23 protein-coding genes are annotated in these 21008 nt (G+C 71.9%); 14 read left to right on the top strand and 9 right to left on the bottom strand.

What is annotated here, in order from left to right; genetic code table 11:
* Nucleotides 1-137: 137 nt before the first annotated feature.
* Together ACMXN5_RS20625 and ACMXN5_RS20620 are read right to left on the bottom strand one after the other, a co-directional pair.
* The gene (locus ACMXN5_RS20625) at nucleotides 138-956 is read right to left on the bottom strand and encodes a DeoR/GlpR family DNA-binding transcription regulator (protein ID WP_020552647.1); all 819 of its coding nucleotides are present in this window, start codon (nucleotides 954-956) and stop codon (nucleotides 138-140) included.
* A gap of 544 nt (nucleotides 957-1500) precedes the next feature.
* Entirely contained in the window at nucleotides 1501-2919 is a 1419-nt protein-coding gene (locus tag ACMXN5_RS20620) for an NAD(P)H-quinone dehydrogenase (protein WP_126637467.1), read from the bottom strand.
* Between the two features lie 36 nt (nucleotides 2920-2955).
* Between ACMXN5_RS20620 and ACMXN5_RS20615 the strand changes: the two genes are divergently transcribed.
* The 5 genes from ACMXN5_RS20615 to ACMXN5_RS20595 all read left to right on the top strand — a co-directional run bounded on the left by ACMXN5_RS20615 (nucleotide 2956) and on the right by ACMXN5_RS20595 (nucleotide 7175).
* Nucleotides 2956-3396, top strand: a complete 441-nt coding sequence (locus tag ACMXN5_RS20615) for a gamma-glutamylcyclotransferase (RefSeq protein WP_126637468.1) — start codon at nucleotides 2956-2958, stop codon at nucleotides 3394-3396.
* Nucleotides 3397-3458: 62 nt separating this feature from the next.
* Complete coding sequence (locus ACMXN5_RS20610) at nucleotides 3459-3863, top strand: hypothetical protein (RefSeq protein ID WP_439676477.1); 405 nt, start codon at nucleotides 3459-3461, stop codon at nucleotides 3861-3863.
* 175 nt (nucleotides 3864-4038) lie between these two features.
* On the top strand, nucleotides 4039-4848 hold the full coding sequence (locus ACMXN5_RS20605; RefSeq protein ID WP_380005141.1) for a purine-nucleoside phosphorylase: 810 nt from the start codon (nucleotides 4039-4041) through the stop codon (nucleotides 4846-4848).
* 70 nt (nucleotides 4849-4918) lie between these two features.
* The gene (locus ACMXN5_RS20600; protein ID WP_439676476.1) at nucleotides 4919-6613 is read left to right on the top strand and encodes a phospho-sugar mutase; all 1695 of its coding nucleotides are present in this window, start codon (nucleotides 4919-4921) and stop codon (nucleotides 6611-6613) included.
* Between the two features lie 226 nt (nucleotides 6614-6839).
* On the top strand, nucleotides 6840-7175 hold the full coding sequence (locus ACMXN5_RS20595; protein ID WP_439676475.1) for a hypothetical protein: 336 nt from the start codon (nucleotides 6840-6842) through the stop codon (nucleotides 7173-7175).
* 29 nt (nucleotides 7176-7204) lie between these two features.
* On the opposite strand, the gene ACMXN5_RS20590 is transcribed toward ACMXN5_RS20595, so the two are convergent.
* Nucleotides 7205-7918: a nitroreductase family protein gene (locus ACMXN5_RS20590; protein ID WP_439676474.1), complete on the bottom strand. Its 714-nt coding sequence runs from the start codon at nucleotides 7916-7918 to the stop codon at nucleotides 7205-7207.
* A gap of 68 nt (nucleotides 7919-7986) precedes the next feature.
* Here ACMXN5_RS20590 and ACMXN5_RS20585 point away from each other — a divergent pair, with 68 nt between their 5' ends.
* Nucleotides 7987-8385, top strand: coding sequence for a winged helix-turn-helix transcriptional regulator (locus ACMXN5_RS20585; RefSeq protein ID WP_439676473.1), 399 nt, complete (start codon nucleotides 7987-7989; stop codon nucleotides 8383-8385).
* Nucleotides 8386-8435: 50 nt separating this feature from the next.
* Here ACMXN5_RS20585 and ACMXN5_RS20580 read toward each other — a convergent pair whose 3' ends face one another.
* Nucleotides 8436-9737 carry an MFS transporter gene (locus ACMXN5_RS20580; protein ID WP_439676472.1) on the bottom strand — a complete coding sequence of 434 codons (1302 nt, stop codon included), beginning with the start codon at nucleotides 9735-9737 and terminating at the stop codon, nucleotides 8436-8438.
* Nucleotides 9738-9800: 63 nt separating this feature from the next.
* Between ACMXN5_RS20580 and ACMXN5_RS20575 the strand changes: the two genes are divergently transcribed.
* The 3 genes from ACMXN5_RS20575 to ACMXN5_RS20565 all read left to right on the top strand — a co-directional run bounded on the left by ACMXN5_RS20575 (nucleotide 9801) and on the right by ACMXN5_RS20565 (nucleotide 12641).
* Nucleotides 9801-10748, top strand: a complete 948-nt coding sequence (locus ACMXN5_RS20575) for a LysR family transcriptional regulator (RefSeq protein ID WP_439676471.1) — start codon at nucleotides 9801-9803, stop codon at nucleotides 10746-10748.
* 160 nt (nucleotides 10749-10908) lie between these two features.
* The gene (locus tag ACMXN5_RS20570; RefSeq protein ID WP_439676470.1) at nucleotides 10909-12042 is read left to right on the top strand and encodes an adenosine deaminase; all 1134 of its coding nucleotides are present in this window, start codon (nucleotides 10909-10911) and stop codon (nucleotides 12040-12042) included.
* Between the two features lie 185 nt (nucleotides 12043-12227).
* Complete coding sequence (locus tag ACMXN5_RS20565; protein ID WP_395787501.1) at nucleotides 12228-12641, top strand: hypothetical protein; 414 nt, start codon at nucleotides 12228-12230, stop codon at nucleotides 12639-12641.
* A gap of 195 nt (nucleotides 12642-12836) precedes the next feature.
* Here the strand turns inward: ACMXN5_RS20565 and ACMXN5_RS20560 are convergent, their stop codons facing one another.
* The 5 genes from ACMXN5_RS20560 to ACMXN5_RS20540 all read right to left on the bottom strand — a co-directional run bounded on the left by ACMXN5_RS20560 (nucleotide 12837) and on the right by ACMXN5_RS20540 (nucleotide 17323).
* On the bottom strand, nucleotides 12837-13871 hold the full coding sequence (locus ACMXN5_RS20560; protein WP_439676469.1) for a trypsin-like serine peptidase: 1035 nt from the start codon (nucleotides 13869-13871) through the stop codon (nucleotides 12837-12839).
* 133 nt (nucleotides 13872-14004) lie between these two features.
* Nucleotides 14005-14199, bottom strand: coding sequence for a PspC domain-containing protein (locus ACMXN5_RS20555; protein WP_380005164.1), 195 nt, complete (start codon nucleotides 14197-14199; stop codon nucleotides 14005-14007).
* Between the two features lie 99 nt (nucleotides 14200-14298).
* Nucleotides 14299-14979, bottom strand: a complete 681-nt coding sequence (locus tag ACMXN5_RS20550) for a hypothetical protein (RefSeq protein WP_439676468.1) — start codon at nucleotides 14977-14979, stop codon at nucleotides 14299-14301.
* Nucleotides 14976-16589 carry an ATP-binding protein gene (locus ACMXN5_RS20545; RefSeq protein WP_395788625.1) on the bottom strand — a complete coding sequence of 538 codons (1614 nt, stop codon included), beginning with the start codon at nucleotides 16587-16589 and terminating at the stop codon, nucleotides 14976-14978. The genes ACMXN5_RS20550 and ACMXN5_RS20545 overlap by 4 nt, the downstream gene beginning before the upstream one ends.
* A 56-nt stretch (nucleotides 16590-16645) precedes the next feature.
* On the bottom strand, nucleotides 16646-17323 hold the full coding sequence (locus tag ACMXN5_RS20540) for a response regulator transcription factor (protein WP_174861367.1): 678 nt from the start codon (nucleotides 17321-17323) through the stop codon (nucleotides 16646-16648).
* Between the two features lie 166 nt (nucleotides 17324-17489).
* Between ACMXN5_RS20540 and ACMXN5_RS20535 the strand changes: the two genes are divergently transcribed.
* The 5 genes from ACMXN5_RS20535 to ACMXN5_RS20515 all read left to right on the top strand — a co-directional run bounded on the left by ACMXN5_RS20535 (nucleotide 17490) and on the right by ACMXN5_RS20515 (nucleotide 20935).
* Nucleotides 17490-18113 carry a SigE family RNA polymerase sigma factor gene (locus ACMXN5_RS20535; protein ID WP_126637481.1) on the top strand — a complete coding sequence of 208 codons (624 nt, stop codon included), beginning with the start codon at nucleotides 17490-17492 and terminating at the stop codon, nucleotides 18111-18113.
* Nucleotides 18114-18474: 361 nt separating this feature from the next.
* A complete protein-coding gene (locus ACMXN5_RS20530) occupies nucleotides 18475-18804 on the top strand; it encodes a hypothetical protein (protein ID WP_439676467.1) in 330 nt (109 codons plus the stop codon).
* 106 nt (nucleotides 18805-18910) lie between these two features.
* Nucleotides 18911-19603 (top strand): hypothetical protein, encoded by a 693-nt coding sequence (locus tag ACMXN5_RS20525; protein WP_439676466.1) that lies wholly within the window; start codon nucleotides 18911-18913, stop codon nucleotides 19601-19603.
* Nucleotides 19600-20622 carry an endonuclease/exonuclease/phosphatase family protein gene (locus ACMXN5_RS20520; RefSeq protein ID WP_439676465.1) on the top strand — a complete coding sequence of 341 codons (1023 nt, stop codon included), beginning with the start codon at nucleotides 19600-19602 and terminating at the stop codon, nucleotides 20620-20622. Before ACMXN5_RS20525 ends, ACMXN5_RS20520 begins: the two co-directional genes overlap by 4 nt.
* Nucleotides 20623-20776: 154 nt before the next feature.
* On the top strand, nucleotides 20777-20935 hold the full coding sequence (locus ACMXN5_RS20515; protein ID WP_439676464.1) for a hypothetical protein: 159 nt from the start codon (nucleotides 20777-20779) through the stop codon (nucleotides 20933-20935).
* Nucleotides 20936-21008: the final 73 nt, after the last annotated feature.

Here is a 21008-nt window from a genome sequence, read left to right as displayed (position 1 = left end):
GGGGCGATCGCGTCCGTGGGGTGATCGGGCCGTCGGCCCGCGTGCTGCGCGCCGTACCGCCGGCGTCGCGGGCTCGGCCCGCGGTGTGCTGCCCGGGGGGCGCCGGGCGAGGCGGCACGTGGTCTTCGATCGCTCGCTCACTGGTCGGGCATCACCCCCGGGACGCGCATGTCGCGCATCCGCTCCCCGTTGAACTCCGCGCGGGCGCCGGGAACGGCCCGTTGCGGAAGGGGGGCGATGTGCACCTGCGCGCCCAGCTCGGCCAGCGCCTCGCTCTCCGGACCGGGGGCGTCCTCGTCGGTGACGAGGTGCGTGATCCGCTCCGGGGCCACCGTCTGGAACATGGTGTCCACACCGATCTTGGTGTGGTCAACCATGACGACGACCTCGTGCGCGGCCTGGATCAGGGCCCGGTCCACGCTCGCGGACAACATGTTGGGGGTGGACAGGCCACGCTCGGCGGTGAGCCCGTTGCCGGACACGAACGCGCGACGCACGCGCAGACCCGCGAGGGCCTGCTCGGCACCGCTGCCGACCAGCGCGTAGGACGACCCGCGCAGCGTGCCGCCGGTCATCACGACCTCGACCCGATTGGCGTGGGCGAGTACCTGCGCGACCAGGAGGGAGTTGGTGACCACGGTCAGCCCGGGGATCCGGGCCAGCCTGCGGGCGAGCTCCTGCGTGGTGGTGCCGGCGCCCACGACGATCGCGTCCCCCTCGTCGACGAGGGAGACCGCGAGGTCGGCCATGGCCGCCTTCTCCGCCGCCGCGAGGTGGGTCTTCTGCGAATAGCTCGGCTCGCGGGACAGCCCACCGGGCAGTACCGCTCCACCGTGCCGACGGTCGAGGAGCCCTTCGGCTTCCAGGGCCCGCACGTCCCGCCGAACCGTCACCTCGGACGTCTGGACCACCCGGGCGAGTTCCCGTAGGGACACCGCTCCGTTGGCCCGCACCATTTCAAGAATCAGTTGACGACGCTCTGCTGCGAACACGTGACGAAGGTAACGCGAACGACCGGCTCTTATCAGCCGGTTGCGACTCTTACCCGAACTTGTTCATCGAAGTGATAAGAGTGCTTCGGTTTCCGGGCGCAGCGAAGCCACAGCGTTCGGGAGGGCCAACCATAACGCTGTTCACCGGGCGTCGGATAGCGCTGATGTACAGAGATTTTGCTGCTCCATACAGATTTTGACGGCGCGTCAGCCGGACTCGACGCATGGCGAACACACCGCGAGGCGGCGATCACACCCGGTCCGATTCGAGTATGCGCGGCGATCACGGCGCACATCGGATGTTCGAGAAAAGCCACCCGTAAGTGGAGTACACGGGAGCGTGGAATCCGAATTCCGCGCGCCCCCCGTGCGCCGGAGGCCGCGCCCCCGAGTTACCGATCTTGAACTCGGGGGCCACCCGAGGTGTACCGCGCCGATAGTGATCGGCCCGACCTCTCGGGGCGGTTCGACAGATTGTGCGGGTTTCGCGGATTCGGCGCAGACCGGGTCAGGAGCGCTCGCGCCGGTGCAATTGCCGGGCGGCCTCGGCGATCGAACCCGAAAGCGACGGGTAGACGGTGAATGCGCTGGCGATCTGGTCGACGGTCAGATGCAGGTCCACCGCGAGCGCGACGGTGTGGATCAACTCGCTCGCGCGCGGCGCCACGATCACGCCGCCGACCACGATGCCGGTACCGGGGCGGCAGAACAGCTTCACGAAGCCGTCGTGGATGCCCTGCATCTTCGCGCGCGGGTTGCGCGACAGCGGCAGCTTCACCCCGCGCGCGTCCATCTCGCCCGCGTCGATCGCGGCCTGGGTGTAGCCGACCGTGGCGATCTCGGGGTCGGTGAACACGTTCGAGGACACGGCCTTGAGGTTCAGGGGGGCCACCGCGTCGCCCAGCATGTGGTACATCGCGATCCGACCCTGCATCGCGGCCACCGAGGCGAGCGCGAACACACCGGTGCAGTCGCCCGCCGAGTAGACGCCGTTGGCCGTGGTCCGCGAAACCCGGTCGACCCGCACGTGTCCGGTGTCCTTGAGGAAGACGCCGGCCTCCTCCAGACCGATACCCGCGGTGTTCGGGATCGCGCCGACCGCGACCAGGCAGTGGCTGCCCTCGATGATCTGCCCGTCGGTCAGGGTGACGATGACGCTGTCCCCGTCCCGCTTGACGCTCTCCGCGCGCGAGCGGGACATCACCCGCATGCCGCGCCGGCGGAACACGCCCTCCAGCACCTCGGCCGCGTCCGGGTCCTCGCCCGGGAGCACCCGGTCGCGGCTGGAGACGAGCGTCACCTTGGAGCCCAGCGCCTGGTACGCGCCGGCGAACTCGGCGCCGGTGACGCCGGAGCCGACCACGATCAGCTCGCGCGGCAGCTCCGACAGGCCGTACATCTGCTTCCAGTTCAGGATCCGCTCGCCGTCCGGCTCGGCGCCCGGGATCTCGCGCGGGTGGGCGCCGGTGGCGATCAGGATCGCGTCCGCCTCCAGCGTGCGCTCGCCGCCGTCGGCCAGGTCGGCCACCACGCGGCGCGGCCCGTCGAGGCGGGCGGTGCCGCGCAGCACCCGCACGCCGGCGCGCGTGACGCCCTGCGCGATGTCGTTCGACTGCGCCTTGGCCAGCTGCAACACCCGCCGGTTGACCACGCCCAGGTCCACGCCCACGATCGGGCGATCCAGCGTGCCGGGGGTGCCGTCGTCGACGTAGATGCCGAGCTCGTGATGCGAGTCGGCGAAGTTCGTCATGACCTCGGCCGTGGCGATCAGAGTCTTGGACGGGACACAGTCCGTCAGTACCGCCGCACCACCCACGCCTTCCCGCTCTACCACCGTCACCTCGGCTCCGAGCTGTGCCGCGACCAAAGCCGCCTCGTATCCGCCGGGTCCTCCGCCTACGATCACAATCCGAGTCACGGGTGTCATTCTCTCCCATGACCGCGCGTCGCGTAGGCTGCGGCCATGCCCCTCTACGCCGCGTACGCAAGCAACCTCGACGCGCGGCAGATGGCCCGGCGTGCCCCGCACTCACCTCTGCGCCACACCGGTTGGCTGCCCGGCTGGCGGCTGACCTTCGGCGGCGAGCAGTTGGGGTGGGACGGATCGCTGGCCACGGTCGTCGAGGACGAGATGTCCCAGGTGTTCGTCGCGCTCTACGACCTGGCCGAGATGGACGAGCCCGACCTCGACCGCTGGGAGGGCATGCCGCTCGGCCTGTACCGCAAGGTCCGGGTCCGGGTGGAGTCGTTGTTCGGCGAACAACTCGCCTGGCTCTACGTGCTCAACGACTACGAGGGCGGCCTGCCCTCGGCGCGCTACCTCGGCATGGTCGCCGAGTCCGCGGAGTCGGCCGGCGCCCCCGACGACTATGTCAAGGAACTCCGCAACCGCCCCTGCTCGTAGCCTGCGGCGCGGCCCTGTCGAGCCTGCGCATCGGTCCGAGCCCTCGGCAGCGGGTCGTCTCCGTGCTGCTCGGCGTAGGCGCGGTGGCGGTCGTCGCCTCGGCCTTCGCCGTCCGGCCCGCGTGGGGCATCGCGACCGTGGTCGCGCTCTATTACTGTGTCCGGCTGCTTCTGCGCGGACTGGGCCGGGTCACCGTGGACGCGTACGGCGTGGACGTGCGCCGCGTCGGCGTCGCGCAATACACGTGGCGCGAGATCACGGCCGTGCGCGAAGAGCGCTGCCGCGGTTCGCGCGAGGTGCGACTGCTCCTGATCGACGGGCGTGCCGTGCGCCTGCCCGCCCCCCGGACCGGTCGCATCCTGCACGATCCGGACTTCGACGCGAAGGCGGCGTCGATCAAGGCGGCCTGGACCGCCGCGCTGGGGCTGCCCGCGGCCGAGCCGCGTGCGGTCTCCGATCGGGACTGAAACACCGCGCACGATCCGGGCCGCCGAGCCCTCCGCGTACCGCGTCGCCCGAACGAACATATCGTCTCGTATCCGTACGAATCCTCCCCCGCTGTCATTGCGGTCGTATCACAGTCTTCTACGCGCATAGACCCCGGCGGCGCCGTTCACAGGTGCAGCATTTACGCTCATCGATGTGAACGTATTGGATAGCCACGACCCGTACACGGCCGCCGCCGAGGCCGCCGAAAGCCTGCAGCGGATCACTGGTGCCGCGACGCACGACATCGCGCTCGTCATGGGCTCTGGCTGGGTGCCCGCCGCCGACATGCTCGGTGACCCGGAACACGAGTTCCCGGTCACCGCGCTGCCCGGCTTCCCGCCGCCCGCCGTCGAGGGCCACGCCGGCACGGTCCGCTCGCTGGTCATCGGCGACCGCCGCGCGCTGGTGTTCCTCGGCCGCACCCACCTCTACGAGGGCCGGGGCGTCGCCTCGGTCGCCCACGGCGTGCGCACCGCGGTCGCCGCCGGCTGCAAGGCCGTCGTCCTGACCAACGGCTGCGGCGGCCTGCGCCCGTCGTTCGTGCCCGGTCAGCCCGTACTGATCAGCGACCACATCAACCTCACCGCCGCGTCGCCCATCGTGGGCGCCAACTTCGTCGATCTGACGGACCTCTACTCGCCGCGGCTACGCGCGTTGTGTCGCGAGGTCGAGCCCGACCTCGAAGAGGGCGTGTACGTGCAGTTCCCCGGCCCGCACTACGAGACCCCGGCCGAGATCGGCATGGTCCGGGCGATCGGCGGGCACCTCGTCGGCATGTCCACCACGATCGAGGCGATCGCCGCGCGCGAGGCCGGCGCCGAGGTCCTGGGCATCTCCCTGGTCACCAACCTGGCCGCCGGCATGACCGGCGAACCGCTCAACCACGAAGAGGTCCTGGCCGCCGGACGCGCGTCCGCCGAGCGTATGGGCCGCCTGCTCACCCAGGTCCTGCCGCGCATCTGAGCGTGTGGGTCCGCCGGCCCGTGTGGACCCTTCCCGATCCCCTCCCGATCCCTTCCGCACCGAGGAGTCCGTGTTGAGCGACGTCATCGAGATCGCGCGCGCCTGGCTGGCCGAGGACCCGGACCCGGACACCCGGGCCGAGCTCGAAGCGTTGCTCGATTCGGACGACCGGGAGGCTCTCGCCGACCGCTTCGCCGGCCTGCTCCAGTTCGGCACCGCCGGGCTGCGCGGGGAATTGGGCGCCGGGCCCAACCGGATGAACCGTGCCGTGGTCATCCGCGCGGCGGCCGGCCTGGCCGGCTACCTCAAGAGCGTGTACGTCACCGACACCGCCGCGCCCGCCGCGACCCGCAACGCGGTGGTGATCGGGTTCGACGCACGGCACAAGTCCGACGTGTTCGCCCGGGACACCGCCGCCGTCATGGAGGCCGCCGGGCTGCACGCGCTGGTGTTGCCCCGGCCGCTGCCCACCCCGGTGCTCGCCTACGCGATCCGGCACCTGGGCTGCGTGGCCGGCGTGATGGTCACCGCGAGCCACAATCCGCCGCGCGACAACGGCTACAAGGTCTACCTCGGCGACGGGTCGCAGATCGTGCCGCCCGCCGACGCGGAGATCGCCGCGCACATCACCGCGGTGCGCTCGCTGGCCGACGTACCGCTCGCCGAGGACGGGTGGGAGACCCTGAGCGAGGCGGTGATCGACTCCTACCTCGACCGCGCGGTGTCCGTGGTCGACCCGGCCGGGCCGCGCGACGTGCGGATCGTGCACACCGCGATGCACGGCGTGGGCACCACCGTGATGCTCGGCGCGTTCGACCGCGCGGGCTTCGCCGACATCCGACCGGTGCCCGAACAGGCGGACCCGGACCCGGACTTCCCGACCGTGGCGTTCCCCAACCCGGAGGAGCCCGGGGCGATGGACCTGGCGTTTCGCACCGCGCTCGCCGAGGACGCCGACCTGGTGATCGCCAACGACCCGGACGCCGACCGGTGCGCGGTGGCGGTCCCGGACCCGGCCGCGACGAGCGGCTGGCGGATGTTGCGCGGCGACGAGGTCGGCGCGCTGCTCGGCGCCGAGGTGGCCCGCCGGGGAACCGACGGCGTGCTGGCGACCACCATCGTGTCCTCCTCGCTGCTCGGCGCGATCGCCCGGGACAACGGCATCGTGTACACCGAGACGCTCACCGGCTTCAAGTGGCTGGCGCGGGTGCCGAACCTGGCGTTCGCGTACGAGGAGGCGCTGGGCTACTGCGTCGACCCGGCCGGGGTGTGCGACAAGGACGGCGTCACCGCCGCGCTGATGCTGGCCGAACTCGCGGCCGGCGCCAAGCGGGACGGCCGCACGCTGCCCGCGCTGCTGGACGAGATCGCCACCCGATACGGCCTGTACGCGAGCGACCAGTATTCGGTGCGGGTGGACCGCCTCGACCTGATCGCCGACGCGATGCGACGCCTGCGTACCGAGCCGCCGCACACGCTCGGCGGCCTCGCCGTGGCCGGCGTCGACGACCTGCTGAACCCGCCGGCCGCCGACCTGCCGCCGACCGACGGCCTGCGCTACACGCTGGCCGGGGACGGCGCGGACCTGCTCGCGGGTCGGGTGGTGGTCCGCCCGTCCGGAACCGAGCCCAAGCTCAAGGCGTATCTCGAGGTCGTGGTCGACCCGAAGCGGATCGCCACGATCGGCGTGGCTGCCGCCCGTGCGGCGGCGGACGCGGCGTTCGCGGCGCTGAAGCGGGATCTGGCCACGACGCTGGGCATCTGAGCACGGACGTTTGATCGAACCCCCGGCCGAACGGGCCGGTGGACATGCGTGGGGCGGGGCGGCCGATCGGCTGCCCCGCCCCACGCATGTCCACCCCGCCCCGGACCCGCCCGGGGTCGGGTAGTACTTGCGTACGGGTTTGCTCTGGCCCTCGGGACGGATGTGCGCAAGGGGTCCGCCGGCGGATGGTGGGTACGTCGGCAGAACCCATTCCCGAGAGGTCGTCATGAGCACCCCGTTCCGCTTTTCCGCACCCGGCACGCACCGTCCGCGGCAGGTCTTGCGGTGGGCGATGGCCGGGCGGTCGATCCCCGCGCTGACGAGTTTCGTGGGCGGCGTACTCCTGCTGCCGGTGCTTGTCGCGGGCCTGGCCTACGCGTTCGGCTCGGACGCCGCGAGCGCTCTCATGCACACCCTCACCCCGGACACCGGTGTCGGCGGCGGCCCGGATCTCGGCGGCTCGTGGTCCGCTCCGATCGCGGGCGCGGCCCTGCTCGCGGTCGGTGGCCTGCTCGTGCTGTACGGCACCGGCCGGCTGGTCCGGCGGCGCCGCGACCGCTGACCCGGTGAGCGGGCCGCCACGGCATCCGGTCACCGGGTGCCGTAGCGGCCCCGAAAGACGTTGCGCTCGATCGGGCGGCGCCCCGGGTGGCGCCGCTCCTCGGTCGGGTAGCCGACCGCGACGACCAGCGCGATGGCCAGGTCGTCGCGGTCACCGACGCCGATCGCCCGCTTGACCGAGTCCTCGTCCCAGCCGTTCATCGGCGAGGTGGCCAGGCCCAGTTCGGTCGCGGCGAGCAGGACGTAGGTGGCGGCGATCATCGCGTCCTTGACGGCGTACTCGCGCAACATCCCGCGCGCGGCCAGACCCTGCTGGAACCTCTCGGACTCGGCCGCGAACATCGCCACGAACTCGTCGTTCCACGCCCCGTTGCGGTGCGCCTGCTCGTAGACGTCGGCGCGGTCCTCGCGCCAGGCCTGCGGCTCGGCGACGAACACGAGCAGAACCGGGGCCTCGTGCGCCTGCGGTTGGCCGCCGGTGGCCGCGATCAGACCCGCACGCGCGTCGGCGTCGTCGGACACCACCACGATCGAGCGGTCCTGGAGGTTCCAACTCGTCGGCGCCTCGACGGCCAGTTCGAGCAGGGTGTCGAGGAGGTGGGCCGGGACCGGCTCGGGGCGGTAGTGCCGAATGGTGCGGCGGGCGCGGATGGCCTCGGCGACCGAGATCGCGGGGCTCGGCGCGGAAGTGTGCACGGCGTTGTCATTGCCGTCGACCCGGTCGTTGATGGTGTAAGTGCTCATGGACACGATTTTGGGTGCGCCACTCTCCAATGGGAAGCAGGCACTAATTAGTGCGCTACTCTCCGGTCATGGTGACCATCGTCGAATCGGTCGGCCTTCCCGCCGACGTCTACAGCGCCAAGTGCGCCACACGTCAGGTCCTGGACCACATCGCCGGCAAGTGGACGGTGCTGATCGTGGACATCCTGCGCGACGGACCCATGCGCTACACGGAGTTGAGCCGCCGGATCGAGGGGGTGTCGCAGAAGATGCTCACCCAGACCCTGCGCAGCCTGGAGACGGACGGCTTCGTCCTGCGCACGGTGACCCCGACCATCCCGCCCCGGGTGGACTACGCGTTGACCGACCTCGGCCGCAGCCTGGGCGAGCCGATCCGCGCGCTGCGCGAGTGGACCGAGACGCACATCAACGAGATCGAGCGGGCCAGGGTCGCGGTCGCCGAGCGCAAGGCGGCCCAGGGCTACTGAATCACCGCGTCACCGGGTCGCCGGGTCGCCGGGGGGCGCCGCACGTCGGCTCAGGCCGTCGAGCGCGCGTGGGCGTGGGGCCGGCGCACCCGTGCCGGGGCCGGGCTCGGGGTCTTCGCCGGCCGGCCGCTCAGCCCCGTCGCCACCACGCCCGCGGCGGCCATCAGCACCAGCACGAGCAGTACCGCGCCGGCCCAGCCCTGCCCGTGGAAGGCGACCCCGCCGACCGGCCCGCCCACGCTCGCGCCGAGGTAGTAGGCCGCCAGGTAGAGCGCGGACGCCTGCGCGCGGCCCTCGCGGGCGCGCAGCCCGACCGCCGAACTGGCCGCCGAGTGGCCCGCGAAGAAGCCCGCCGTGAGCACGATGAGCCCGACCACGACCAGGGCCAGGTTGTCCGGCAGGGTCAGCAGCGCCCCCGTCGCGGTGATCGCCGCCGCCGTCCACAGCGTGACCCGGTGCCCGAGCCGACCGACCAGCCGACCCGACGCGGCCGAACTGAACGTACCCGCCAGGTAGATCACGAAGATCGCGCCGACCACCGTCTGCGGCAGTGCGAACGGCTCGGCGAGGAGCCGGTATCCGAGGTAGTTGTAGACCGTGCCGAAGGCGGCCATGAAGATCATGCCGAGCAGGTACAACCGGCGCAGCACCGGATCCGCGAGGTGCGACCGCAACACGCCGGTGAGCCGAGCCGCGGACATCGTCGACGGGGTGAAGTTGCGCGACGCCGGCAGCAGCACCCGGAAGGCGATCGCCGAGCCGAGCGCCAACAGGCCCACCGCCACCAGCGCGACCCGCCAACCGCCCAGGTCCGAGGCCAGGCCGGTGACCAACCGGCCGCCCATGCCGCCGATGCTGTTGCCCGCCACGTACAACCCCATGGCCGCGCCGAGCGAGGGCCGGTCGACTTCCTCCGCGAGGTAGGCCATCGCGGTCGCGGGCAGCCCCGCAAGCGCCACGCCCTGCACCGCGCGCAGCACGACCAGGGTGGCGAAGTCCGGGGCGAACGCGGCCAGTACGCCCAGCAGCGCGGCGGCGAACACCGAGACGGTCATCACCCGCGAGCGGCCCCACCGCTCGGAGACCATGCTAACCGGGATCACCGCGAGCGCGAGCGCACCGGTGGTCACCGAGACCGACAGGCTCGCCGTGGCCGGGTCCAGGTCGAAGCGGGCCGACAGCTCCGGCAGCAGCGTCTGCGTCGCGTACAACATCGCGAAGGTGGAGAAGCCTGCGGCGAACAGCGCCAGGTTGACCCGGCGATACCCGCGCGAGCCGCGCGCGTGCCGGGTGGGTTCGGAGGTCGGAGCGGGGGTTGGGGCTGGGTCCGAAGCGGTGTTCGAGGCAGGCATGTCCATGAAACTAGACCGCGCGGTTTCATGCGTCCAATGCATGTTTCGGCGAGAATCCATGCTGTGACGTATGACAGCAGGTCGGCAGAGCTTTCCGAGGTCGTCGCGGCCATCGCGCCGCTCCTGACCCAGTTCGCCGCGGTCGCGCGGGAGGAGCACATCACCCGGGCGGCGGCCGGGCTGGGCATCCCGCAGCCCACCCTCAGCCGCACGATGGCCCGGCTGGAGGCCGACGTGGGTGTGCCGCTGCTGGCCCGGACCGGGCGCGGCGTGGCACTCACCCGGCAGGGCCACACCCTGCTCGGATACGTGGAGCAGGCACTGGCCCTGCTCGAACGCGGCCTCGACGAGGTGATCGAGGACGCGGGCGAGGCGCGCGGCAAGGTCGCCTTCGGATTCCTGCACACGATGGGGCCGGAGGCGGTGCCCGAACTGCTGCGCGCGTTCCGGGTGGACCACCCCGGCATCCGTTTCCAACTGGTCCAGGCATCGGCGTCGGTGATGCTGGAGCGGATGCGGGCGGGCGAACTGGACCTGTGCCTGACCGCGCCGCTGCCCGACGCGTCCGACCTGGCCGTGCGCGCGCTGGACGATCAGCGGCTCTACCTGGTGGTGCCGGCCGACCACCGGCTCGCCGGCCGGCGGCGGGTGCGGTTGGCCGAGGCGGCCGAGGACGTGTTCGTCTGCATGGAACCGGGCTACGGGCTGCGCCGGATCACCGACGCGCTGTTCGCCGAGGCGGGCTTCGTCCCCAAGGTCGCGTTCGAGGGCGAGGAGACGGACACCCTGCGCGGTCTGGTCGCGGCGGGGCTCGGCGTCGCCCTGCTGCCCGCGCCCGACACCCCGCGTCCGGGCACGGTGGATCTGACCGTCACCGCGCCGCGCGCCTTCCGCACCATCGGGCTTGCCTGGATGCCGAGCCGTCCGGAGACCGCGCCGGTACGGCTGTTCCGCGAATTCGTGCTCGGCCGCCGGGGTCGGCTGCTGCATCCGGATCCGGCCAACGGCTGAGTCTGGAGCGGGAGTTCGCGCGCCGCGAGCAGCCCCTGCGCAGGCCGTTTCGGGGGTGGATCGTGCTCGCGGGCGCCGATCGGGCATCCCTCGCGCGCCCATGGCCGAATCTTCACGCGGCCGTCACATGATCTACGCGCGTAGGCAGTAAAGTCCTTTCATGTCCAGCAGTCACCCGAACACGCCCGCTGTCTCGCCCACGGTCGAACAGGTCCGGCGCGCCCCCAAAGTCCTGCTCCACGACCACCTAGACGGTGGGCTGCGTCCCGCCACGATCATCGAACTCGCGGCGGCCGTCGGTTACGACCGCCTGCCCACCACCGACCCCGACGCGCTCGGCACCTGGTTCCGCGAGGCGGCCGACTCCGGTTCGCTGGAGCGCTACCTGGAGACCTTCGACCACACCGTCGCGGTGATGCAGACCCGCGAGGGCCTGTTCCGGGTCGCCGCCGAGTGTGCCGAGGACCTGGCCGCCGACGGCGTGGTCTACGCCGAGGTCCGTTACGCCCCCGAGCAGCACCTGGAAGCGGGTCTGACCCTGGACCAGGTCGTCGAGGCGGTCGACGAGGGTTTCCGCGAGGGCGAGCGCCGCGCAGCGGCGGCCGGCAACCGGATCAGGGTCGGCGCGCTGCTCACCGCGATGCGGCACGCGGCCCGCTCGCTGGAGATCGCCGAACTCGCCAACCGGCACCGCGACCTGGGCGTGGTCGGCTTCGACATCGCCGGGGCCGAGGCGGGCTTCCCGCCTACGCGCCACCTGGACGCGTTCGAATACCTCAAGCGCGAGAACAACCACTTCACCATCCATGCCGGCGAGGCGTTCGGCCTGCCGTCGATCTGGCAGGCGCTCCAGTGGTGCGGCGCGGACCGACTCGGCCACGGCGTGCGGATCATCGACGACATCACGGTCAAGGACGACGGCAGCGTCGAGTTGGGCCGGCTCGCGGCGTACGTGCGCGACAAGCGCATCCCGCTGGAGATGTGCCCGACCTCGAACCTGCAGACCGGCGCCGCCTCCTCGTACGCGGAACACCCGATCGGTCTACTGCGCCGGTTGTATTTCCGCGTCACGATCAACACCGACAACAGGCTGATGAGCGGCACGTCGATGACCCGGGAGTTCGAGCACCTGGTCGAGGCGTTCGGCTACGGCCTGGACGACCTGCAATGGTTCACCGTCAATGCGATGAAGAGCGCGTTCCTGCCCTTCGACGAACGCCTCGCCATGATCAACGAGGTGATCAAGCCGGGCTATGCCGCACTCAAGTCGGAATGGCTGTTCGGCCGGAGCTGACCCCTCCGGGCGCGCCCGCCCGACCCGCCTCGCGGGCGCGCCCGGCCCCGCCGCCTCGGGACGAACGGCTCGGCGCGCCGCGAAGGGGGCGTTTTGCGCATTCCACATCCGGTTCGCTACCTTGCGGACTCACTTCGTTACGGGGTGTATCCCGCCCCGCCCGAATCGAGAAACCGAGGATGCACATGCGATCGGTAACGCGTAAGGCGGCCATCACGGCCGGGCTCGGCGCGGCAATCGCCGCGGGCGCGGCGGGTTCCGCGAGCGCCATGCCCGTGACCGACCTGGTCGACGAGCTGGCCCCGGCCGCCTCCACCGCGCAGGCGGCCCTGCCGGACGCCGCCGCGCCGTTCCCGCTGACCCAGGTCACCGACAAGCTTCCCGTCGGCCAGGCGTTCACCCCGGGCCACGCCCCCCTCGACGGCCTGGCGACCGGCGTGGCGCACGGCATGGCCCGCGACATGGAGCAGAACATGGGCAACGCGGCGGCGCAGAGCGGCCCGGCCAAGGGCGGCCTGGGCTCGCCGCTCAACGCCCTGCCCACCGACAAGCTGACCGGCGCGGGCGGCACGTCGCCGCTGTCGAGCCTGCCGCTGTAGGTCCTCGCACCGGGTTCCGCCTTCGCCGCCGAGCCGGGTCGTCGCCGGGGAACCCGTTCGATCCAGCCGTCGCACGAGCCGTGTCCATCGCGTATCGATCCTGCGCGAGGACACGGCTTCGTCACACCCGGAGAACATCGAGGGGCAGCGAGTGCGCCGAGAGCGGCCCGCCCCCGCCGCGCCTCGCCGCCGCCGCTACAGCGAGTCGTACATGTCCTTCGCCACGTCGCCCAGATAGGGCCCGGTCATGGTGCGCGACCCGGGGGTGGTCACCCCGAGCGAGACATTGCTGACCAGCCGCAACTGCCCGTCCACCTCGGTGAACCAGCCGCCGCCGGAGGACCCGCCGGTCATCGTGCAGCCCATCCACAACATGTCCGGCTGCGGCCAGCCGTCCTCGCGGAAGTCCGTGGTGGGCGACGAGCACGTGTAGAGCGCGGTGCCGTCGTAGGGGGTGTCACCCGGATAGCCGAACGACTGCACGCGAAGATGCCGGGGGGCGTTCCAGTACACGTCCGCCCCGGGCCCCACCGCGTCCTCCAGGGTCCTGCCGCCGCGCGAGTCGACGATGAAGGCGCCGTAGTCGTACGGCGACGCGCTCGCGTCCTTGCCGTTCGGATCCGCGTTCTGCGCCCAGTGGTTGCTCACCGTGGTGCGCCGCGCCGGCCACCGCCCGTACGGTTCGCGCTCGGCCTGGGTGCGGCCCGCGCCGTTGTACCCGGGGACGAAGGTGACCCGGTCGTAGAAGTCCCCGTTGCGCCCGCCGTGCAGGCAGTGCGCCGCCGTCCACACCATGTTGCCGCTCGGGTGGTGCACCACGGTGCCGCTGCACTCGGCGACGCCCTCGGGCATCCGGAAGAAGATCTTGCCGCGTATCGCCACCTCGGGCCGGGTGTACGGCGAGGCCACCCGGCGTGCCTCGATGGTCGGCGGTTGCCGGTAGTCCGCGGCGGGGCGCTGCTGGTCCTGGTCGGGCAGTTCCGGTGCGGGCCGGCCCGGGGTGATCTCCGCGCCGCGCGGCTTGGCCTCGTCCTGCCGGTCCTGGTCCCAGAAGCCCCGCGTGTCCTCGACGTCGCTGTCGCTGTAGTGCCTGGAGTTCATCGCCTGCGTGCGCCCGGCCTTGACCGCCAGGGTGCCGCTCAGCACCAGGCCCACCAGCGTGACCAGCACGCCGGCGAACACCGACACGGTGACGATGAGGTTCTTGTTGTGTGTTGTACCCGGTTGCATGTCCCCGCCCCCCGACCGAGCGCCCGGCCCGGAGCCTCTCGGTCCCATCGGACCGCTCGATCGACCTGCCCGACCATCCGTTGATCGGATGATAGGCGCCGGCACGACCGGGGCGGGCGGCGTCCCGGCGGGCTCAGTCCTCGGGCAGCAGGATCCACAGCGCGATGTAGAGCAGGAACTGCGGGCCCGGCAGCAGGCAGGACAGCAGGAATGCCACCCGCACGGTGGTGGGCGACCAGCCCCAGCGGCGGGCGATGCCGGCACAGACGCCGGCGATCCGGCGGCCGTGGCGCGGGCGACTGAGCCGGGGGGCGGTGATGGTGCTCATGACGCTCCTCCTCGATCCGACGGCGTCGTAGGGAACGTCGTCGTCCTTCGAAGGTAGGCCGGTTCCGGCCCGGGCACATCCGCCGCAGGACCCGGCCGGTCATCCGCCCTGGGGAGTAAGGGTCTTCCCGGAGGGGCGGGACGCCTGCGGCCAGTCCTTCTCGAACGCCGACGGCGGGCCGGTGGGTTGGGTGCCGGTGGTCGGGGTCGCGGTGCTCTTGCGGCTGATGTCGAGATAGCTCTCGCACCGGTACTGCTCGGGCGCGGTGCGTCGGCCCGCGAGCAGCACCGTGTTGCCCCCGGACGCGCTCTGCAGTGTGCAGACCACCTGGCCCAGCGCGATGGTGGCCAGCGCGGCCAGCGGCGCGTCCAGCCGGAACAGGGTCGGCGGATCGCCCTCGCGCCGATCCGCCGCGACCAGGCCGCCGGCCGGCAGCGCGGTGGTGTACCCGTTCAGCGCCTCGGCGTCGTTCGGGCCCAGGTGCAGCTCCTCCAGGAGCTGGTTGAGCTGATCGGTGCGCGGCCGGTCCGGGACCGCCTCGCTCGGTCGCAGCTGGAGCCGGCCGGCCCTGGGCAGGGCCTGGAGCCGGTTGTCCTTCACCAGATACACGATGTGCCGCTCCGAGCCGGGCAGCTGGCTCTGTACGGACGGCGCGGTCCGGTTGGCCGGCTTCCCGGCGCCGACCGGCCCCTCGGTCGGTCGGATCCCGCAGGAGGTGAGCGCGGCGAGCACGCCGGTGGTCGCGAGGATCGCGATCGGAAGCCGCCGCCTGGGTCTCAACGCACGCCTCCTCGCTCGTCCCTGCCACCGGACGAGACATCACCGAGATCCGCGTCGGCCCGATCGGCCCGAGCGGTACGACCGCTGTTTTCGGCGTCCTCGGCTTCGAGGTCGGCATGCACCCCGTCGTCCTCGACGCCCTCGTCCGGGTCGATTATCTCTTCGAGCTGGGGCGGCACCAGCGGCAGGCGCAGTGTGAACTTCGCCCCACCGCCGGGCATGTTCGACGCGAACGCGGTCCCGCCGTGGATGCGCGCGTTCTCCATCACGATGGACAGGCCCAGACCGCTGCCCTCGGAGCGGGCCCGCGAGCTGTCCGCCTTGTAGAAGCGGTCGAACACGTGCGGCAGTACGTCCTCGGGGATGCCGGGACCGGTGTCGGAGACGTCGATCACCAGGTCCTGCTCGATCGGCGAGTCGATCAGGCCGGGCAGCGCGAGGCGCGGCTCGCGGTGGATCTCCACGGTCACCGGGGAGCCGCCGTGGCGCAGCGCGTTGCCGACCAGGTTGGAGACCATCACATCCAGCCGGCGCGGGTCCACCCGGGCCAGGATGCCGCGTGGGGCCCGCAGGTCCACCGCGTCCATCCAGGCCCGCGCGTCCAGGCACGCGGTGACCAGGTCGGTGATGTCCACCTCGTCGGCCACCAGGGCGGCGGTGCCCGCGTCGAAGCGGGAGACCTCCATCAGGTCCTCGACCAGCGTGGCGAGGCGTTCGATTTCGGCGACCACCAGGCGCGCGGCCGGCGCGCCCTGCTCACCGAGGCTGTCCGCCTCCTCTTCGAGCAGTTCGCTGACCGCGGTCATCGCCGCGAGCGGGGTGCGCAGTTCGTGGGACACGTCGGCGACGAAGCGGCGCGAGGAGGACTCCAGGGCGCGCAGTTCGGCGACGCTGCGCTCCAGCTTCTCCGCGGCGTCGTTGAAGGTCCGGGACAGGTCGGCGAGTTCGTCCGAGCCGCGCACGTCGAGCCGGGTGTCCAGGCGCCCCGCGCCCAACTCCCGTGCGGCGAAGCCGAGTCGGCGCACCGGACGCAGGATGTGCCGGGCGGCGAACAGCGCCACCACCGCCGCCGCGCCGAGCGCGAGCAGGGTGCCGACGATCAGGTAGCGGGCCAGCGAGTTGAGGTCGGCCTGTTCGTCCTTGAGCGACTTGAACATGTAGCCGGTGGGGCCGTTGGGCACCACCCGGGTGCCGCCGACCAGGTACGGCTGTCCGTCGATGTCGATCCGCTGGAAGTACATGTGGAAGCCGCCGTTGTTGTCGGCGGTCTGCACGATGCGCTGGAGCTTGGCGGGCACCCGCTCCAGCGGGAAGCGGGAAGGGTTGGAGGCGACCGGGCGACCGTCGGCGCCGACCAGGACCACCGAGTAGCCGAAGCTGCTCTCCCGCATCTGGTCCACGGCGGGACCCAGGTCGGCCTGGTCCGGGTTCTCCCGCAGTCCGGCCGAGACCCGGCCGAGGTTGTCCCGGAACTCGGTCAGTACCGAGTCCTGCGCGCGCTCCAGCACGGCGGTGCGGGTCAGCCAGTAGGCGATGCCGGAGGCGGCCACCGCCGCGATCAGCGCGACCAGTGCGAACGCGACGAGCACCCGAAATCGCAACGAACGCAGCTTCAGGGTCGGGGCGACCCGTCGGACGAACCTGCGGACGAGGGGCGGACGGGCCGTCACTGGGGCGGATCGAGGCGGTAACCGACGCCCCGGACAGTGCGGATGAGCGTCGGCGCGGACGGGGTCTGCTCCACCTTGGCGCGCAGCCGCTGCACGCACGCGTCGACCAGGCGCGAGTCACCGAGGTAGTCGTGCTCCCACACCAGGCGAAGCAGCTGCTGGCGGGACAGTGCCTGACCCGGGCGCCGACTCAGCTCGACCAGCAGGCGCAGCTCGGTCGGGGTGAGCTGAAGCTCCTCGCCGGCCTTGGTCACCGTCATCGCGTTGCGATCGACCACCAGGTCGCCGAACACCGACGCGTCGGACACCTCGCGTTCGCCGCGGCGCAGCACCGCGCGGATCCGGGCGTCCAGCACCCGCGGCTGCACCGGCTTGACCACGTAGTCGTCGGCGCCGGACTCCAGGCCGACCACCACGTCGATGTCGTCGTTGCGCGCGGTCAACAGGATGATCGGCAGCGAATCGGTGCGGCGGATCCGCCGGCACACCTCGAACCCGTCGATGCCCGGGAGCATCACGTCGAGCACGATCAGGTCGGGACGCTGCTCGCGCCACCGCTCCAGACCGGCCTCACCGGTGGCCGCGGTGACCACGCGATGGCCCTGGCGCCCCAGGGCGAGTTCGAGTCCGGTGCGTACGGACTCGTCATCCTCGATAAGCAGCAGGTAGGGCACGCAGGCCATTGTGTCTGACGTCACGGCTGGGAAGAACACGGGGAGCCCCCTTCCGGTTCGCCGCCCGAGGTCGCTGTTGCATACCTGTGACAGCTCGCCGACCTGACGATGAAGCCCGCCCAGCAGGCTGTACATCGTGAACGAGCGCCGAGCCGGGGGAGAAGTCATGCAGACCAGGACGCAGTCGCAGGTCATCCGCAAGGACAACCGTCGTACCGTCGTCGCCCTCGCCCCGCTGCCCGGGAACGCGCGTAGCGCCGCGTGCACGGAGAGTGTCGACGACGAATTCACGGCGTACGTCAGGGAGCGCCGGTCGGCGCTGTTCGCCACCGCGTACCACCTCACCGGTGACCGCAACGAGGCCGAGGACCTGTTGCAGAGCGCGCTGATGAGCACGTACCAGGCGTGGGGTCGAATCCAGGACAAGGCCGCGCTCGGCGGCTACCTGCGGCGGACGATGACCAACCTGCACATATCCGCCTGGCGGCGGCGCCGGATCAACGAGTACCCCTCGGAGGAGCTGCCCGAGCGTCCGGACGGCTCCGACTCGATGGGCGACACCGAGCTGCGCGCCGTGTTGTGGCGGGCGCTGGCCAAGCTGCCCGAGCCGCAGCGCACGATGCTGGTGCTGCGCTACTACGAGGGCCGGACCGACCCCGAGGTGGCCGAGGTGCTGGGATGCAGCGTCGGCACGGTCAAGTCGAGCATCTGGCGCGCGCTGCGCCGGCTGCGCGAGGACGACGCGCTGAGCTTCGGCGCGGACGAGGCCTTCGCCGAGCTGGTCGCCTGAGCGCACCGCGCTTCGCTCTTCTCGACCTTCGCGCCCGACCGGGTGTCGTCGTTCGCTCGCCCGCGGTTTACCCGGTTTACCGGTCCCGCGCCGCTCTTCCACTGTGCAGTTGTTCCGCGTCCGTGCGGTTGTCCGTGTCGTCGTCCACATGGCCGGCGACTTCGTCGATCCCGTTCGCTCCCCCGGTCGTGTCGGTCTCATCGGCAGGGACGGCGGATGGGGCTGTGACGGTTCCGTCGAATTTCCGTCGGGTTCGATGCGGATTCGGGACATCGGTGCGCGGGGCGCCGAATTGCGTTCGGCGTAGTCGAGTGGCTACGTTGCGTGGTCAATCCCCCAGTCGACCGGGAAGGGCCACTTCATGTCCTCCGTTCTCCGCACGATCGCCGCGACCTCTCTCGGCGCCGCCGCCGCGTTCGGCCTCGCCGGGAGCGCCACGGCCTCGCCCCTCGCGCCCGAGGCGATGTCCCGGCCCGACGTGGCCGCGACCGGCACCGGTGCCGCCGCCGCGACCGAGGCGGTGCTCGGCGTCGTGCAGCGCGCGCAACTCAATCCGATGAACGGCGGCGGTCTGAACCCGCTGTCCAACAGCGTCGGCACCGACGTCGGCGACACGCCGGTCGGCACCGACATGGTCACCGGCGACCTGGCCCGGGGCATGACCGTGCAGCAGGCCCTCGACAAGCTCTGAGTCGTGCGAGGCGCACGCCGGTGCGCCGCGCACGGGGCGCTCTCCCGCCGCAGCGCCGGCTCCCGTCTACCCTGAGCCGCGAACGTGGCCACGGGGAGGCATTCGGATGCGGCAGGAAACGGATCGTCTGCGGGAGCCGGCGGCATGGACGCTGGTCGGTTTTCTGGCACTGCGCTTGGCGGTCGACGCGCTGCGCGTCCTGTTCGGCGTCGGATCGGGCGTGGACGGTTTTCGGGCGCGCGCCTACGGCGGCCAGTCGACGCTGCTCGACGCCCTCACTCCGGTGCTGCTCGCCGCCGCGGTGCTCCTGGTGACCCATGCCGGGCGGCCCACGCCGCGGGCCCGGGTGATCACCCGGACGGCGCTCGGGGTGCTCGCCGTACAGGGCGTCGTGGGGCTCACCGCGGCCCTGGGCGCGCTCGCCTACGACGGCGGCGGCTTCGCCCGCATCCCGGCCGGAGCGCGGGTGGAACAGAGCGCGCTGAACGTGGGCGTGCTGGTGTTGTTCGCGCTGTGCGCCTACTTCCTGATCGTGGTGCTCGGCGCGCCGAGCCCGCCGACGGTCACCCGCGGCCGCTCGCTGCCGCCCCAGGAGTGGCCCTCGTACGCACGTGACACGACCGCCGCGGGGCAGCCGGTCGTGACCCACCCGGCGTCGACCGGGCAGTATCCGGCGACCGGGGCGCACACCGCCGCCACGACCGCCGTCGACGCCGACTCGACCGGCGGGGTGGGCGTGGTGCCGCCCCGACCGACGACCCCGCCGCCCGCGCAGGCTCCCGGGCGGACCGAAGCGTGACCGCCGAGGTCGAGGAGGAACCGGCGGAGGGTATTCCGGCGCCGCCTCGACTGTGGCGGCTGCGCCGCCGGTTGCGCACCCTCGGACGGTGCGTGATCGGCCTGCTCTTCGCCGGTGCCGTGCTGGTGACCGGTGCCCGGCTGCTCGTCTTCGACGCGATGTGGCCGGTCGCGATCATGACGGTGTTCGCCCCCTACGCGGCGGCGGCCTCGGTGGTCGTGCTGCTCGGGGCGGCGGTGTTGCGGATGCGGATCACCCTGCTCGTCGCGCTGGGCCTGGTGGTCGTCCACACCCTGTGGATGTTGCCGCGCCTGACCCCGGCCGGCGCGCCCGTTCCGGGTGGTACCCGGGTGCGGGTGATGACCGCCAATGCCTATTTCGGCACCGCCGACGCGGCGCGGATCACGGCACTGGTGGTGCGCGAGCGGGTGGACGTACTGGCCGTGCAGGAGTTGACCCCCGAGTTGGCGGCGGGTCTGGACCGGGCCGGGTTGACGCGGGAGCTGCCGTACAGCGCCGGTCACGGCGAGCCGGGGGCGAGTGGGCTGGCAATCTACGCACGCCGGCCGCTGACCGACGCGCGGCTGTTGCCGGAGCGGACCACGATGCCGATGCCCGGCGCCACCGTGGAGATCGACGGACACCGGATCCGGCTCCAGGGTGTGCACACCATCCCGCCGATGCGCGGGCAGGCCGGGAAGTGGGCACACGACATGGATGCGCTGCGCCGCGAGGCGGAGCACCGCACACTGCCGACGGTCTTCCTGGGCGACTTCAACGCGACGCTCGACAACGCCTCGTTCCGCGCGCTGACCGACCCCGGGCTGCGGGACGCGCACGAGGAGCGTGGGCGGGGGTTGACCCGCACCTGGCCGATGGCCCACTTCCACGGGCTGCCGCCGCTGTTCGGGATCGACCACGTGTTGGTGACGGGCGGCATCGACGTGGTGTCGGTGTCCGAACACCGGGTGCCACGCACCGATCACGCAGCGGTGATCGCCGAGTTGGCGCTGCGCTGAGCCGCGCCCGGCGTTCGTCAAGATCCCGTCAGGAACGCCCCCACCTGCGTCGATGCCGCGTCAAGAGGGCCGGGCGGACGACTTCGGGGGCCTAGCGTCGGGTGTCGAGGGCACCGTGCTCGACGTGCCCCACGCACCTTCGAGGATTGATCACATGTCCGCTCTGCTCGCCCTCTTCGCCGTCGTCGTGATCGCCCGCGTCCTGGGCACGTGGAAGTTGTCCGGGTTGTTCGCCCGGCGTCCGGCCGGTTCGGCCGGCCCGGCGGCGGGCGGCGGCAGCGGCACCCGCGCCGACAGTGTGCTCGCCGCCTGAGGCCCGATGGCCGATCCGCACCGACCCGGAAACGACCGGTGGGCCTGTCCCCCACGTGGGTGACAGGCCCACT

This window comes from Embleya australiensis (assembly GCF_051903075.1).
In the GTDB taxonomy this organism is placed as follows: Bacteria; Actinomycetota; Actinomycetes; order Streptomycetales; family Streptomycetaceae; genus Embleya.
The sequence above is the reverse complement of the archived record's forward strand: the minus strand, read 5'-3'. Positions and strand labels throughout refer to the sequence as shown.

What these genes read in the sequence shown, in the direction of transcription:
- ACMXN5_RS20625 (WP_020552647.1), bottom strand. Translation starts at nt 956, where the DNA reads ATGGTGCGGGCCAACGGAGCGGTGTCCCTACGGGAACTCGCCCGGGTG.
- ACMXN5_RS20565 (WP_395787501.1), top strand. Translation starts at nt 12,228, where the DNA reads ATGCGATCGGTAACGCGTAAGGCGGCCATCACGGCCGGGCTCGGCGCG.
- ACMXN5_RS20525 (WP_439676466.1), top strand. Translation starts at nt 18,911, where the DNA reads ATGCGGCAGGAAACGGATCGTCTGCGGGAGCCGGCGGCATGGACGCTG.
- ACMXN5_RS20515 (WP_439676464.1), top strand. Translation starts at nt 20,777, where the DNA reads ATGTCCGCTCTGCTCGCCCTCTTCGCCGTCGTCGTGATCGCCCGCGTC.
- ACMXN5_RS20530 (WP_439676467.1), top strand. Translation starts at nt 18,475, where the DNA reads ATGTCCTCCGTTCTCCGCACGATCGCCGCGACCTCTCTCGGCGCCGCC.
- ACMXN5_RS20555 (WP_380005164.1), bottom strand. Translation starts at nt 14,199, where the DNA reads ATGAGCACCATCACCGCCCCCCGGCTCAGTCGCCCGCGCCACGGCCGC.
- ACMXN5_RS20560 (WP_439676469.1), bottom strand. Translation starts at nt 13,871, where the DNA reads ATGCAACCGGGTACAACACACAACAAGAACCTCATCGTCACCGTGTCG.
- ACMXN5_RS20570 (WP_439676470.1), top strand. Translation starts at nt 10,909, where the DNA reads ATGTCCAGCAGTCACCCGAACACGCCCGCTGTCTCGCCCACGGTCGAA.
- ACMXN5_RS20615 (WP_126637468.1), top strand. Translation starts at nt 2,956, where the DNA reads ATGCCCCTCTACGCCGCGTACGCAAGCAACCTCGACGCGCGGCAGATG.
- ACMXN5_RS20585 (WP_439676473.1), top strand. Translation starts at nt 7,987, where the DNA reads ATGGTGACCATCGTCGAATCGGTCGGCCTTCCCGCCGACGTCTACAGC.
- ACMXN5_RS20535 (WP_126637481.1), top strand. Translation starts at nt 17,490, where the DNA reads ATGCAGACCAGGACGCAGTCGCAGGTCATCCGCAAGGACAACCGTCGT.
- ACMXN5_RS20620 (WP_126637467.1), bottom strand. Translation starts at nt 2,919, where the DNA reads ATGACACCCGTGACTCGGATTGTGATCGTAGGCGGAGGACCCGGCGGA.
- ACMXN5_RS20580 (WP_439676472.1), bottom strand. Translation starts at nt 9,737, where the DNA reads ATGCCTGCCTCGAACACCGCTTCGGACCCAGCCCCAACCCCCGCTCCG.
- ACMXN5_RS20590 (WP_439676474.1), bottom strand. Translation starts at nt 7,918, where the DNA reads ATGAGCACTTACACCATCAACGACCGGGTCGACGGCAATGACAACGCC.
- ACMXN5_RS20595 (WP_439676475.1), top strand. Translation starts at nt 6,840, where the DNA reads ATGAGCACCCCGTTCCGCTTTTCCGCACCCGGCACGCACCGTCCGCGG.